This window comes from Micromonospora sp. B006 (genome assembly GCF_003408515.1).
GTDB classification, from domain to species: domain Bacteria; phylum Actinomycetota; class Actinomycetes; order Mycobacteriales; family Micromonosporaceae; genus Micromonospora; species Micromonospora echinospora_A.
In genome coordinates this window covers 724,107-737,740 of the sequence record NZ_CP030865.1, presented here as the reverse complement: position 1 = coordinate 737,740, position 13,634 = coordinate 724,107, and the positions used below count along the sequence as shown (strand labels likewise).

The following is a 13,634-nucleotide window of genomic DNA, read 5'->3' as shown; positions in this document are numbered from 1 at the left end:
ATGTCCAACGACAACCTGGCCGACATCTGGCGTCGCATCATCCTGGGAGACGGCAAGTCCTGGGTCGTGTTCGCGCACGGCACGTGCGTCGTCCTGCCGGACCCCGAGCCGGGCGTCGACCTCGCCGCACAGGCCGTCGAGATCCTGCGCGAGTACGGCCCCGTCCACGTCGGCTCACCGTCCGCGGACTTCGGTACCGTCACGCTCGATCCCGGACCCGGCTGGGCGGTCTACGGCCATCACAACGACGTGTTGACCTACGTCGGCCCGGACGAGGTCTCGGACGACAGCGACCTTGCGGTTGGTCTGTACGGGCGCCACAAGCGAGATCGAGACGGCCACGAGCTGACCGTCGTCCACGTCGAGGACAAGCGGACCCGCTGACGCGCGTCGACGCTGCGGGATCAATTGACAGCGGCGCAATAGGCTCCAGTCCGTGCACGGATTCACCGATGTCGACCGGCAGCCGGACCCGAAATCGTGGGTGGGCGTGCTCGACCGCCTGACCGGCGAGCCCTTCTACCAGGCATACCAGCAGCGGGTACGCGAGTTGCTCCGCCCCTCGCCCGGCCGGCGCTACCTCGACGTCGGTGCGGGCACCGGGGCGAGCGCGGTCCGCCTGAGGGACGATCACGACGTCACCGTGCTGACGGTGGATCGTTCCCTGACCATGGCTGTCGCCATGCGAGCCCGTGGCTTGACCCGGTGCGCCGTCGCCGACGCGCATCAGCTGCCGTTCCTCGACGACGCGATCGACGGCGCCTGGGCCGACCGCACCGTGCAGCACCTCGCCGATCCCCGCGCCGCGGTCAGGGAACTCGCCAGGGTCGTCCGCCCGGGTGGCCGCATCGTTCTCGCCGACCCCGACTACGACACGCAGGTGCTCGACATCGCCGACCAGGAGCTGGCGCGGCGCGTGCTGAGGTTCCGGGCCGACGTCATGCTCCGCAACGGCACCCTGGCTCACCAGCACGCCGGGATTCTCGCCACGCTCGGCCTGGCCGAGGTCACCGTCGAGCCCCGAACGCTGCTGGTTCGGGACCCGAACGCCGCCGACAACGTTCTCGGCCTGCGCAGTTGGGCTGACACGGCGGCTCAGCGGGGCGTGCTCGACCCCGCCGAGGCTCGCGCGTTCGAAGAGCAGTTCGACGAGGCGGTCGAGGCGGGCCGGTTCACGTACGCGGTCACGTTCTTCCTCACCGCCGCCACCGTCATGTGAGGGTGATTCTGGTCCGGGTAGTGAGCGGGCCGACACCCCTCGGGGTGTAGGCGGGCGGGATGCCGGGTACCTCGCGCCCAACCCCGCACCCCTGCACAGGAGGACCTCATGACCGTCGTACTCGCCGTTGTCTGCGACGACGGGGTGGTGATCGGCGCGGACTCCCAGATCACCGAGAGCGGCCGTGGTCTGAGCTTCCCCGCCCAGAAGCTGCACCCGCTGGGCGACTGCGCCGCCTGGGGCGGCAGCGGCGCGCGGGGAGTTCTCAACGACCTGCGCCCTCTTCTCCAGGACTCGGCCACCGCCATTCTCGAAGCGCCGGACATCGGCGACGAGTTGCAGGAGCGCGTCCTGCCCGTCTTCAAGAAGCACTACGAGAACTACATCCCGGACGTGCCCGGCGAGGGCTCCGGCGGCGGGGTGTCGGCGTACCTGCTCGCGGCCGGCTACAGCCAGGGCGGGCCGTGGATCGTGGAGATCAACCCCAACGGGCTCATCGGCCGCTACGAGGACGTGGGCTTCCACGCCATCGGCTCCGGCGCGCCGATGGCCCAGCAGGCCGGCGCGCTGCTGTCCCACTTCCGGATGACCAAGCGCCCCGTCGAGTACGGCGTGGTGGGTGTGGTCCGGGTGCTTGAGGCGCTGGAGCGGACCTCGCCGTCGGTCGGCGGGCCGTTCAGCGTCGCGTGCATCCGCGAGGAGGGCGCCCACCACCTCGACGAGAAGGAGATCGCCAAGGCGCTGAAGGACGCCGAGCGCTGGCGCGACCTTGAACAGAAGGCGCTCGACGGCCTGTTCGACTGACGGCGGCGAGTTGGGCAGCGGGTTCGGAGCGCCGGCGGAGCAAGGGCCGCGCGCGCCCAGGTGGTGGCACGTGCGGCCCGTCCAGGGCTGCCCTGACAACGTGGGGGCGTCGCCTGGCCTACCTGCTCGATCTCACGGGCGGCGTTGGCCTTGGGAGGCGATAGGGATCAATCTGGCTGCTACGTCTTCGATATCGCCGAAGCCGCTGACGGTTTGCAGCAGGCCACGGGCCCGGTAGTAGGCGCGCAACGGCTCCATCTGCGCCTGGTGGTTCTCCTGTGCGTGCGCGTAGGTGAGCAGGAGTTCCTGGCGTCGCACGGCGACCTGGGGATCGAGTTCCACCCGTCGTTCCACCCGGCGCTGAACGGCGAGGTGGAGTTGGTCCTCAGCCAGGACGAGTTCGATCGCTGTGTCGGGAACATGGCCGTTCCGCGTCAGCAACTCGGCCTGACGGATGGTGCGAGGGAAGCCGTACAGCACCCAGCCACGGTCGACGCCGGCCAGTGCGCCGGCGACGGCTCTGACCATCAGTTCATCGGTGACGAGCTGTCCGGCCTGCATATAACCGTTCGCCTCTTCGCCCAGCGGAGTCTGCTGCTGTACATGTTCGCGGAAGACATTGCCTGCGCTGACGACCTGCAGGCCGAGGGCGTCTGCCAGAGCCGACGCAGCGCAGGCCAGGTCGACGACCGGTCCGGAGATGAGGGCCACGTTGGGCATGTGCGCTCCCCTGTTGTGCGCCGAAGAGAGCCAAGCTAGCAGTGCACATGGTTCCGGTGGGCTGCCCCGTACGAGATCGAAAAAGGCCGTCTCCGACTGGCGGAAACGGCCTTTGAACTGGGTGGAGCTGAGGGGATTTGAACCCCTGACCCCCTCGATGCGAACGAGGTGCGCTACCGGTCTGCGCCACAGCCCCTCCACCGGCGAACCGGCGCGGTCCCACCCAGCTTTCACCGGGTGGGCCGGCGACAAGGCTAACAGGTCGCGCCCCCACGGCGCGAACCGCCCCACCGCCCCCGTAGATCTTGGAAGGAAAAGGCCCCCGGAGGGGCCCAAACCTTCCAAGATCGCCGCCGAAAGCCGACGAGCCGGGCGCGCACGGGAAGATCGGTCAGGCGCCTCGGCCGGACTGGTAGGGGCGTCCGCGCAGGCCACCGGCCCGCCGGTAGGACACCGAGCCGCCGCTCGCCGCCGGTGGCAGGTCCGCGGGACGGTCCAGCCCCATCGCCGTACGCCGGACCGCCTCGCGCTGGGCGGCCAGCCGGCGCTGCGCCTCCCGGCGGGCCGCCGCACGCCGGGCCTGCTCGCGGCGCACCTCGGCCTGGCGGGCGGCCAGCCAGGCCGCCTCCCGGGCGTCCGCGCGCCGCCGCCGACGCTCGGCCAGGGCGCGCTGCCGCAGGTGTACGACGTACGCCACGAGCAGCACCCCGGTGACCGAGACGCTGATCCAGAACCCGGGTCCGACGAGCACCACGCCGCCCAGTTCCACCAGGTTGAGCAACAGCAGGGCGGCGAGCACCCGGCGCCGACGGTAGATCGCCGGGGTGTGCCGCCGCCGGGGCGGGTTCCGTCGGCGGGACTGGGCCGGGACGGCGGAGACGGGCCGGAGCCGACCGGAACGGCGACGCAGCGGTGGCGCGGAGACCGGACGGGCGAGACTACCCGTGTCGGAGTCTTCACTGAGGGTCACCACGAGGGAGCGCGGCGGGTGCAGCGGCCGCCGCCCGGGCACGGTGCGCCGTCGACGCTGGCGCTGGAGCACCCGCGCCGTCGACTGCGCCCGCTCCGCCACCAGCCGCTCGGTGGCGTCGTACCGGCGGACCAGCGCCGGAGCGAGGGCGAGCAGACCGGCGGCGGCGAGGACGGCGAGGAGCACCGACGTGGGCACCCTCACCCCTCCCGTCACCAAAGTTCTCTGGCGAGCGCCACACGCCGCAACTTGTTCCGTCGACCGTCGTTTACGGCGCACTTCGTGCGGGCGGGCAGCGCTTGCCACAGCTTGCAGTTACTTGAGGTTACGGGCCGTCGACCCAGTTCACAGTGCGCCGCGCCGGGCGGGCACGTCAGCGGCGGGTGTCACGTACGCGGTGCCACCGCGCCAGCAAGCCGCCCTCGGCCACTACTTCCTCGCCGGTCATCGCGTATCCGATGTGGTCGCGCCACGCGCCGTCGATGTGCATGTAGCGCACGTGATAGGCCTCCTCGCGGAAGCCGAGCTTCTCCACCACCCGGCGGGACGGCATGTTCTCCGGCCGGATGTTCACCTCGATCCGGTGCAGCCCGCCGGGTCCGAAGGCGTGGTCCACGGCGAGCGCGACAGCGGTCGGGATCACGCCCCGGCCGGCCACCCGGGAGTCCACCCAGTAACCCACGTACCCGGAACAGAACGCCCGCCGCACGATGCTGCCGATGTTGACGTGACCGACCAGCCGCTCCCGGCCGTCCTCCCGCAGGCACACCGCGAACGGCATGCCCTCACCGCTGCGCGCGGACTTGCGCTGGTCGGCGTGGACCAGCCGGAACGCCGCGGGCGAGTTGGTCTCGTACCAGCCGCCGGGCACGTGCGACTCCCACGGCGCCAGCCATTCGCGGTTCGCGCGCCGGATTTCCGACCAGGCGCCGGCGTCCGAACGCCGGTACGGCCGCAGCACCACCGGGCCGTCCACAAGCACCGCCGGCCATCCCGGAGCCCGCCAGAACCTCACCGAGCCGGCCTTTCGTTCGCGACTGCGGGGCTCGCAAGCTCACTCCTCGCGCTCACCGAGCCGGCCTTTCGTTCGCGACTGCGGGGCTCGCAAGCTCACTCCTCGCGCTCACCGGCGCCGGTCCAGCAGGAGCACGTCGACGGTGGACCCCGCGGCGGCGGTGGTCACCCGCTCGCCGAGCACCAGCAGGCCGTTCGCCTCGGCCAGGCCGGACAGCGTGTACGGGCCACCGGCGAGCGGCTGCCCCGTGTATCCCCCGCCACGCCGCTCGGCGACGTGCGCGGGCCGGAACTCGCGCAGCCCGGCCGGCGACGAGACGGTCTCCAGCAGGTGCGCGCGGACGCTCGGCCGGAACACCGGCTCGGCGCCGGCGAGCAGTTGGATGGCCGGGCGGGCCAGCACCTCGAAGCCGATGAGCGCCGCGCCGGGCTCGCCGGGAAGACACACCACCGGCACCTCCTCGGCACCGACCGTACCGAACCCGAGAGCCGTTCCCGGATAGAGGGCCACCTCTGTGAAGGTGACCGGTCCGGCCCGGCCGCCGTCGCGGCGGGACAGGATGCGGCGGACCATGTCACCCGGGCCGGTGCCGGTGCCGCCGGTGGTGATGATCAGGTCGGCCCGCAGCGTCTGGTCCTCCAGCAGGCCGCGCAGCGCCTCCGGGTCGTCGTCGCAGATCCCCACCCGGTACGCGAGCCCGCCCGCCTCGGCCGCCGCCGCGGTGAGCGCGTGCGAGTTGGTGTCGACCACCTGCCCGGCCTGGCTGCCCCGGCCCACGTCGACCAGTTCGTCGCCGGTGGCCACGATGACCACGCGCGGGCTGGGCCGTACCACGACGTGCCCGATGCCGGTGGCGGCGAACACCGCGACGAGCGCCGGTGAGACGTACGCGCCGGCGCGGGCGAGCAGCGTCCCGGCGACCAGTTCCTCCCCGGCGCGGCGCAGGCCGTACCCCCGTTTGGGGGCGCGGAAGATCTCGACGGCGGCCATGCCCTGGTCGGTCCACTCCACCGGGACGACCACGTCGGCGCCGATCGGCAGCGGCGCGCCCGCCGCGACCGAGAAGCACGAGCCGGGCGTGAGCCGCACCGGCCGCCAGCTCGCCGCGCCCAGGTCACCGACCACGTTGAGGCGGATGCTGCGGCCACCGGGCATACCGGAGGGGGCCGGGACGTAGCCCGGCCCCCGACTCCCACCGGAGATGTCCTCCCAGCGCGCGGCGTACCCGTCCACCGCCGCCTGGTCGAAGGCGGGGTACGAGTGCGGGGCGACCACGTCCTCGGCGAGCACGTTGCCGTACGCCTGGGTCAGGTCGAGGTCGAGTGGAGGCAGCGCGCGTAACCTGCGCAGCACACTGCCCAGGTAGTCGGCGAGCGGCGTCAACTCGTTCGCGGCCGCCTCGGCGTCGGCCGTCGCGGTCATGTATCGGCACCGCCGGACGCGTCACGCACGCCGTTGAGGATCGCCCCGGTGACCGTCTCGTCGCCGTTGTTGACGAACTCGGCCAGCCACTTGCGGAACTCGGCGCCCAGGTCCTCCCGCTCGGCTGCGATCTGCACCACGGTCTGCAGGTAGCCCAGCGGCATGCCGGTGTCGTAGCGGGTGCCCCGGTAGACGATCGCGTGCACCGGCACCCCCTCGGTACGCAGCAGCTCCATCGCGTCGGTCAGCTGGATCTCGCCGCCGCTGCCCGGGTCGGTACGCCGGATCGCGTCGAAGATCTTCCCCGGGAGCACGTACCGGCCGAGGACCGCCAGGTTGCTGGGCGCGTCCTCCGCGCTGGGCTTCTCCACCATGCCGGTGACCTTGACGACCTCGGCGATGTCGGCGTACTCCGACTCGGCGGGCTCGACCGACGCGATGCCGTAGCGGCTGGTCTCGGCCGGGTCGACCTCGAAGAAGGCGAGCACCACGCCGCCGGTGCGGGCCTGGAGCTCCAGCATGGCCGGCAGCAGCGGCTCGGAGGGCTTGACGAACTCGTCGCCGAGCAGCACCGCGAAGGGCGCGTCGCCGACATGCGACTCGGCGTACCCGACGGCGTGGCCGAGGCCGAGCTGTTCCGGCTGGCGGACCGTGTAGATCGCTGCGAGCTCCTCGGTGCGCTTGACCTCGGCCAGCAGCTCGGGCTTCTTGGCGAGCCGTTCCTCCAGGTCGGGCCGGCGGTCGAAGTGGTCCACCATCGAGGTCTTGCCGCGACCGGTGATCAGCAGGATGTCGTCGATGCCGGCCTGCGCGGCCTCCTCGACGATGTACTGCAGAACCGGCCGGTCGACGACCGGCAGCAGTTCCTTGGGAACCGCCTTGGTGGCCGGCAGGAACCGGGTGGCCAGGCCGGCGGCCGGGATCACGGCCTTGACCGCGCGGGAGCGACCGGGGGTCGCTGAGGGGTTCGCTGAGTGCTCCGACATGTCGCGAGACTATCGGCCACGGCTCTGCCGCGGCGGGTGAGGACCGGAAGACGCGCCGCCCTGGACGGCGCCCGGCGCGTCCGCCGTGCCCGCCCGGGGCAGCCCGTCCGGCGGGCTGACGGTGGCGGCCACCACCGGGATGTCCTCGGTGGGAACCGGATCGGGCGCCGGGGCCAGCCGGTAGCCGTCGCGTCCCGCGGCCTTCGCCGCGTACAGCGCGTCGTCGGCGGCGTCGAGCACCTGCTGGCCGTCGGCGGCGTGGTCCGGGTAGACGGCGATGCCGATGGAGACGGTCACCGGCACATGCACCGGTTCGTCGGCGTTCCCCTCGACCGTCACCGGCTGGTCCCGTACGACCGCGCCGAGCCGCTCGGCGACGATCGTGGCGCCCCGCGCGTCGGTCTCCGGCAGCAGCACCACGAACTCCTCGCCGCCCTGCCGGAACGCCAGGTCCACCTCCCGGATCACGCCGCGTACCCGGCGGGCGAACTCCACCAGCACGGCGTCCCCGGCGGCGTGCCCCCAGGTGTCGTTGACGCGCTTGAACCGGTCCAGGTCGAGCGCGAGCACGCTGAGCATCCGGCCGAACCGGTTCGCCCGCTCCACCTCCCGGCGGATCGACTCGCGCAGGTAGCGGTAGTTCCACAACCCGGTCAGCGGGTCGGTGAGGGAGAGCCGCTGCGCCTCCTCGTGCACCCGGACGTTCTCCACCGCGACCGCCGCGTGCCCGGCGAACGTCCGCAGCGTCACCACGTCGTCGTCGTGGAACTCGGGCCCGCCGAGCCGGTCGTAGAGCACGAGCACGCCGAGCGCCGCGCAGGCCGAGCCGGGCGGGTCGCCGTCGGCGGGCGGGTGGCCGGGACGGTCCGGGCCGCGCGACTCGGCGCCGCCGGGCGTGGCGAACGGCACCGCCACGTACGTCTCGCAGGACGGCTCCCCGGTCGGGGTCTCCGGTGGGGTCCACCGGCCGCGCAGCGGCTCGCCGGTGGCAGCGACCGCGCCGAGCACCCCGGCGCCGACCGGCACCCGCAGCGTCGCCGGGTCGGCCGGATCGCCTGTGGGCCGGCGTCCGGCCAGCCCTTCGACGCACCGGCCGACGAGCACGCCCTCGGCGTCGACGAGCAGCACCGCGCCGGCCCGGGCGCCGGTGGCGGCGATCGCGCTGTCCAGGATCACCCGGAGGATGCGTTGCAGGTCGTGCGTACTGGCGAGCGTGTCGCCGAGCACGGCCAGATGGTTGCGGAGCTGGTCCCGGCTGCTGGTCAGCGCCGCCACGTAACTGCCGGTCTCCCGGGCCATCCGGTTGAACGCGCCGGCCAGTCGCCCGATCTCGTCCCGGCTGCGCACCGGCACCCGGGCGCTCAGGTCGCCCCGCGCCACCCGGTCCACCGCCCCGGCCAGCTCGCCCAGCGGACGGGTGGTCACCCGGGCGAGCCGCCAGGCGGTCAGCACGGCCAGCAGGGCGGCCAGCGCCACCGCCGCGATCAGCGCACCGTACAGGCCGGGCGGGCGCTCACCGGGAATCGAGAGCACCAGCGGCAGCGGTTGACCGGGCATCGGGCCCACCCGCCGCACGTACCGGCCGTCGCCCGTCCCGGCCACCCCGTTCCCGTGCGCCTTGCTGGCGGCGGCCAGCACCGCTGCGCGTACCCCCTGGTCCTCGGTCGTGTGGGTGATCTGCCCGGGGGCGTCGAGGAGGGTGACCGCGACGCCTGTGACGGCGGCGAGCCGCGCCACGAAAGCCCGGTCGACGGGCTGCGCGGCGGCGACCGCGCCGAGGTCGGTGCCGGCCGGGTCGCGCAGCCGCACCTGGGCGGAGAGCGCGCCGACCGGGGTGGCGGGGGCGCCGGCGCAGTCCTGCCAGCGCCCGGCCGGGCCGCCCGCCGTGACATAGGTGGTGCGGCCGGCGGCGTCGGCGATCAGCACGGCGGCGGCCAGCCCCCGGCCGACCACCTGGTCGGCCGCACGCGACCGGGCGGCCGGGTCACCCACGAGCGCGACCGCGTCAGCCGCCGCGCGCAGTTGCTGGCAGAGCGCGTCGATCGAGGTACGCACACCGGCCGCGGCCAGGCCCAGTCGCTCGGTGGCACGGCTGCGGTCGACGGCGCTCAGCGCGGCCCCGACGAAGAGCGCGCCGAGCAGGACAGGGCCGAGCACCACCGCGAGGAAGGCTGCCGTCAACCGCCCGCGTAGCGTCAAGCTTCCCCCCGGAAGTTCCGCGCCCCTTGGTGCGATGCTGACACAGAGCGACCATTAGGCAAGCGTTGCGTCAGGAGTGTTGCGTGCCGGAATTTTCGGATGAAGCGCACGATGCGAAGCAGAAGATGCGCGTCGCGCTACTCGCCGCCCGCCGGTCGCTGTCCGCGCCCGACCGCGCGGTGGCGGCAGCCGCCATCCAGGCCGAGCTGGTGACCCTGGTACGCCGGCTGCGACCGGCCCGGATGAGCGCGTACGTGCCGGTCGCCTCCGAGCCCGGCGGGGACGACCTGCCGGACGTGCTGCGGGCCGCGCTGCCGCCCGACGCCGAGTTGCTGCTGCCGGTGCTCTGCGACGACCTGGACCTGGACTGGGCCCCCTACACCGGGCGGGAATCGCTGCGCGCCGCCGGCCGGGGCATGCGCGAGCCGACCGCGCCGTCCCGGGGACGTGCCGCCGTGGCCGGAGCGGGACTGGTCGTGGTGCCGGCCGTCGCCGTGGACCGCCGGGGCATTCGACTGGGCCGCGGCGGCGGCTCGTACGACCGGGCGCTGGCCCGGGTGCCCGCCACAGTGCCGACTGTGGCTCTGCTGCACGACGGCGAGCTGGTCGAGGCGGTCCCCGCCCAGTCGCACGACCGCCCGGTGCACTGTGTGATCACTCCGGCGGACGGGCTGGTGGCCGTCCCGGGTGTGGGCCCGGGCGCTTCCGCTGGACGAACCCGGGGGTGATGACGCACCATTGGCACTCGAATACCACGAGTGCCAACAGGCCGTGCCAAGATCCGGAGGAGAACGTGCCCACGTACCAGTACGCCTGCACCGCGTGCGGCCACCAGCTCGAGGCGGTGCAGTCCTTCTCGGACGACCCGCTGACCGAGTGCCCGGCGTGTGAGGGGCGGCTGCGAAAGCTCTTCAACTCGGTGGGCATCGTGTTCAAGGGCTCCGGCTTCTACCGCACGGACTCCCGTACGTCCGGGTCCGACAACGGCACCGGCGCAGCGAGCAAGCCGGCTGCCAAGTCCGAGTCGTCCTCGTCGTCCTCTTCAGGGTCGTCGTCTGATTCGTCCTCGTCGTCCTCTTCGGGGTCGTCGTCCGGTTCGGGTTCTGGCTCGGGTTCCGGGTCGGGTTCCGGGTCGACGGCGGGCAAGGCGCCGGCGGCGTCCAGCTCTTCCTGACCAACGCTTCGCGCTGCACGTGGCCGTCCCGTCTCCGGGGCGGCCACGTTTCGTGTGGCAGGCCGGCCCGCCGCAGTTGCTCCCCACCTCGGCGAGGTTGCTGCCTCACCCCGCGTTTGCTCTCCACCTCGGCGAGGTTGCTGCCTCACGCCCGCGTTTGCTCTCCACCTCGGCGAGGTTGCTGCGTCACCCCCCGCGTTTGCTCTCCACCTCGGCGAGGTTGCTGCGTCACCCCCGCCTTGCTCACCACCTCGGCGGGGCGGCTGCACCAGCCCCGAGTTGATCTCACCTCTACCGCATCAGCGGGCTCCGACTCGCCCAGCGGCGCCCGCTCCCGACGGCTCTCACGTTGCTCGCCACCCCGGCGAAGTTGCTGCATCCGCCCGCCCGGCTCACCAGCTCGGCGAGGTTGCTGCATCAGCCCGCCCGGAAAGCACCACTTCCCCGAACTGGCGGCCCCGGCCGCACCGGATGTGACCACCTCCCCGAAGTGGTGACGCCGGGCCCTGCCCGGACTGCGGTTGTGCACAGGGCGGCGGGTTATCCACAGGGACGAGCGGTGGGGCGGCGGGCGACTGTGGCCCGGTCCTAGCCTGCGGTCGGATGGTTGACCGACGGTGGGAGGCAGCGGTGGCGGGTGGCGAGGCGACGTTGCGTCCGGTCCGCTGGCGCGGGTTGCCGCAGCGCCGGACGCTGGTACGGGTGGCACTCGTCGCGGTGCTGCTGGGACTGGCCGCGGCGGTGCTCCAGACACCTCCGTCCTGCCAACCCGGCGCGCCACCGGCAGCCTCGACGGCACCGGCCGGTACGCCGCCCGGCGGGCCACGCGCGTTGCCGGCCGGTGCGGTCGGTGTGCCGATCCGGCTGGCCGAGCCGGCCGCCCTCGCGGTGTTGCGCCCGGGTGCCCGGGTCGATCTCCTGGTGGTGCCGGCCGGCGGGTCGGCCGATCCCATGCTGCTGGCGCCGCGCGCGCTGGTGCTAGACGTGGTCGGCGCCACCGGGGCGGTCGACGGGTCCTCCGCGCTCTACCTGGCGCTGCCGCCGGAGCAGGCGCGACGGGCGGTCGGGTTGCCGGAGGGCAGCCGCTTCGCCGTGGTCGTACGCGGGTGACGCGGAGCCGGCGGTCAGTCCCAGTGCGGCGGGCGCTCGGCGAGCAGCCAGTCGTCGTTGCCACCGGGGCGCTCGCCCCAGCCGCGGTCGGTGTCGTCGGTGGTCTGTTCGGGCAGCACCACAAAGTCTTCGCTGAGGTCGACCACGCGGTCGTCGTCGCCGCGCGGTGTCCGGATGCCGGGGTCGGTCACGAGCAGCAACGATACCGCCGGACCGGCGGCCACCTCGATCCCGCGACGCCCGTCGCGGACGGGGGCCGTGATCGGGAACAGCCCGTCGCGGACGGGGGCCGTGATCGGGAACAGCCCGGCGCGGACCGGGCCGTGATTTCAAACAGCCCGGCACGGAGAGGACATGACCGGAACGGGCCGGCACGACGGGGCGTAATCCTGATCGGCCCGGCACGGCGGCACCGTGATCCTGGGCGGCCCGGCCCGGACGGGCCACTCGATCCCGTCGGGCCCGGCAGCGGGCCGGAGCCCGCCGCGCAAGAGGCAGGCGCCGAGGTGCCGGTGTCGGGCGGCCGACCGGCCGGGGCGTTGGTAGCGTCGGACGGCGTGACGACGCCGAGCGGTGGCAGCCCCGACGACGAGACCTGGCGACGCCCGGAGCAACAGGCCACGGGCGAGGAGAACGACGCCGGGGCGTCCCGCCCAGGCGGGACGGGCTCCGGTCAGGCCGACCCCGGACATGTGGGCGACCCCGCCGGTCCCGGACCCCTGGGCCGCCCGGCTGACCCAGGGCCTGTGGGCCACCCCGCCGATCCCGAACCCGTGAGCCACCCGGCCGGCCCCGAACCCGTGGGCGGCCCCGAACCCGTGAGCCACCCCGCCGACCCTGGACCGGTCGGCCGCCCCGCCGGCTTCGAACCCGTGAGCCACCACGCCGACCCCGGCGGGCGGGACGCGCCCGGAACCGGCGAAGCCGGGAACCGGCCGACCGGAACCTGCGCGGCCGGGGCGAACGTCACCACCGCCGCCGACGCCTCCGGGGCGGCCGGGCCCAACAGCCCGTGGTCGCGCGAGGCGGCCACCGAGAGCCCGTGGGCGAAGCCGGAGGCGGCCGGCGGCTGGACGGTGGCGGGCGGGCCGTGGCCGGGCCGGTACGCCGGTGACCCGGCTGCCGGTGGCTACGCCGGTCCGCCGCCGAGTACGCCTCCGCCTCCGGGCTGGCGGCCGCCGGTGCACGTCCAGCCGGCGCCACCCCGCCGGCTCCCGCCGCAGGACATGGCCGCGATGGATCAGGCGGAGCAGCGCGCGCAGCGGCTCACCTACGGCGTCGGGGCGGTCGTCGCCGTGGTGCTGGTGCTGCTCACCTGCCTGCTCTGCTCCCGGCTGCTGTTCTGACCGGCGCCGGTCAGACAACGCCGTGCCGCACCGGTCAAACAACGCCGTGCGGCACCGGTCAGACGATGCCGTCCCACACCATCTTGGCGCCGCTGTCGCCGGTCAGGTAGACGTACACGAGCGCGAAGCCCGCCAGCACCGCCACCGCGACGGTGAGCAGGATCGGCAGCCAGCGGGGCAGGTTCCGGCCCGCGACGAAGCGGCTCGTCGACAGCACGAGCAGCAGCGCCGCGGCGCCGAGCCCGAGCGCGTACCAGAACAGCGTGTCCCCGTACGACGCGTGCTCACTGATCTGCTGGAGCCGGTCCGGCGGGTAGCCCTTCGCGCGCAGGATCCCCTCCAGTTCCTCGCCGGACTCCGTGGCGACCCAGGCGGCCGCCGGGGTGATCACGGCGAGCGCGGCGACCGCCCAGTCCAGCCGGTGCCGCCAGCGGGGCAGCACCCCGTACGCGATGGCGAACAGCGCCAGCAGCGGCACGAGCACCACCACCGCGTGGATGACGAGCACGTGGAGCGGTAGACCGTTGAATTCCCTGAACACCGACACCTCCGGCGAGTGGGTGGTAAGGCGCGCTCAGCGTACGTCGCGAGGCTGTGTACCTACGACACACGCAGGCGCGGCCCTGGCGGTTCACCTGTGGCCCGGGACACCCGCGGGGACGCTCGCTT

At 73.5% G+C, this 13,634-nt stretch carries 15 protein-coding genes, 1 tRNA gene and 1 pseudogene; 7 read left to right on the top strand and 10 right to left on the bottom strand.

Annotated features, from left to right (window positions below; translation table 11 throughout):
- From MicB006_RS03715 to MicB006_RS03705, 3 genes are all read left to right on the top strand, one after another.
- Positions 1-384, top strand: a complete 384-nt coding sequence (locus MicB006_RS03715) for a hypothetical protein (RefSeq protein ID WP_225980633.1) — start codon at positions 1-3, stop codon at positions 382-384.
- A gap of 52 nt (positions 385-436) precedes the next feature.
- Positions 437-1,219, top strand: coding sequence for a methyltransferase domain-containing protein (locus MicB006_RS03710; protein ID WP_116503825.1), 783 nt, complete (start codon positions 437-439; stop codon positions 1,217-1,219).
- Positions 1,220-1,327: 108 nt separating this feature from the next.
- Complete coding sequence (locus MicB006_RS03705) at positions 1,328-2,023, top strand: proteasome protein (protein WP_116503823.1); 696 nt, start codon at positions 1,328-1,330, stop codon at positions 2,021-2,023.
- 132 nt (positions 2,024-2,155) lie between these two features.
- Here the strand turns inward: MicB006_RS03705 and MicB006_RS03700 are convergent, their stop codons facing one another.
- The 7 genes from MicB006_RS03700 to MicB006_RS03670 form a co-directional block, all read right to left on the bottom strand.
- Positions 2,156-2,743, bottom strand: coding sequence for a nucleoside monophosphate kinase (locus MicB006_RS03700; RefSeq protein ID WP_116503821.1), 588 nt, complete (start codon positions 2,741-2,743; stop codon positions 2,156-2,158).
- A 122-nt stretch (positions 2,744-2,865) separates the two neighbouring features.
- Positions 2,866-2,939: transfer RNA gene (locus MicB006_RS03695), tRNA-Ala, on the bottom strand.
- Positions 2,940-3,134: 195 nt separating this feature from the next.
- On the bottom strand, positions 3,135-3,917 hold the full coding sequence (locus tag MicB006_RS03690) for a hypothetical protein (RefSeq protein WP_192900188.1): 783 nt from the start codon (positions 3,915-3,917) through the stop codon (positions 3,135-3,137).
- Between the two features lie 169 nt (positions 3,918-4,086).
- Positions 4,087-4,728: a GNAT family N-acetyltransferase gene (locus tag MicB006_RS03685; protein WP_116503818.1), complete on the bottom strand. Its 642-nt coding sequence runs from the start codon at positions 4,726-4,728 to the stop codon at positions 4,087-4,089.
- Between the two features lie 108 nt (positions 4,729-4,836).
- Positions 4,837-6,150, bottom strand: coding sequence for a gephyrin-like molybdotransferase Glp (glp, locus tag MicB006_RS03680; protein WP_116503816.1), 1,314 nt, complete (start codon positions 6,148-6,150; stop codon positions 4,837-4,839).
- On the bottom strand, positions 6,147-7,136 hold the full coding sequence (locus MicB006_RS03675) for a UTP--glucose-1-phosphate uridylyltransferase (RefSeq protein WP_116503814.1): 990 nt from the start codon (positions 7,134-7,136) through the stop codon (positions 6,147-6,149). The genes glp and MicB006_RS03675 overlap by 4 nt, the downstream gene beginning before the upstream one ends.
- Before the next feature lie 9 nt (positions 7,137-7,145).
- Positions 7,146-9,335, bottom strand: coding sequence for a diguanylate cyclase (locus tag MicB006_RS03670; RefSeq protein WP_192900187.1), 2,190 nt, complete (start codon positions 9,333-9,335; stop codon positions 7,146-7,148).
- An 83-nt stretch (positions 9,336-9,418) separates the two neighbouring features.
- Between MicB006_RS03670 and MicB006_RS03665 the strand changes: the two genes are divergently transcribed.
- Together MicB006_RS03665 and MicB006_RS32220 are read left to right on the top strand one after the other, a co-directional pair.
- Entirely contained in the window at positions 9,419-10,063 is a 645-nt protein-coding gene (locus MicB006_RS03665) for a 5-formyltetrahydrofolate cyclo-ligase (protein WP_116503812.1), read from the top strand.
- Positions 10,063-10,221, top strand: a pseudogene (locus MicB006_RS32220) (FmdB family zinc ribbon protein); the annotation flags it as partial. The gene MicB006_RS03665 and the pseudogene MicB006_RS32220, both read left to right, overlap by 1 nt.
- A gap of 62 nt (positions 10,222-10,283) precedes the next feature.
- On the opposite strand, the gene MicB006_RS32215 reads toward MicB006_RS32220, so the two are convergent.
- Positions 10,284-10,556, bottom strand: a complete 273-nt coding sequence (locus MicB006_RS32215; RefSeq protein ID WP_225980874.1) for a hypothetical protein — start codon at positions 10,554-10,556, stop codon at positions 10,284-10,286.
- A gap of 556 nt (positions 10,557-11,112) precedes the next feature.
- On the opposite strand from MicB006_RS32215, the gene MicB006_RS03655 reads away from it, so the two are divergent.
- Entirely contained in the window at positions 11,113-11,619 is a 507-nt protein-coding gene (locus MicB006_RS03655) for a flagellar biosynthesis protein FlgA (protein ID WP_225980632.1), read from the top strand.
- A 14-nt stretch (positions 11,620-11,633) separates the two neighbouring features.
- On the opposite strand, the gene MicB006_RS03650 is transcribed toward MicB006_RS03655, so the two are convergent.
- The gene (locus MicB006_RS03650) at positions 11,634-11,810 is read right to left on the bottom strand and encodes a hypothetical protein (protein ID WP_370013414.1); all 177 of its coding nucleotides are present in this window, start codon (positions 11,808-11,810) and stop codon (positions 11,634-11,636) included.
- Positions 11,811-12,491: 681 nt separating this feature from the next.
- On the opposite strand from MicB006_RS03650, the gene MicB006_RS03645 reads away from it, so the two are divergent.
- Complete coding sequence (locus MicB006_RS03645; protein WP_152037816.1) at positions 12,492-12,965, top strand: hypothetical protein; 474 nt, start codon at positions 12,492-12,494, stop codon at positions 12,963-12,965.
- Between the two features lie 58 nt (positions 12,966-13,023).
- Here MicB006_RS03645 and MicB006_RS03640 read toward each other — a convergent pair whose 3' ends face one another.
- On the bottom strand, positions 13,024-13,506 hold the full coding sequence (locus MicB006_RS03640; RefSeq protein ID WP_073827026.1) for a DUF2231 domain-containing protein: 483 nt from the start codon (positions 13,504-13,506) through the stop codon (positions 13,024-13,026).
- Between the last annotated feature and the right edge of the window lie 128 nt (positions 13,507-13,634).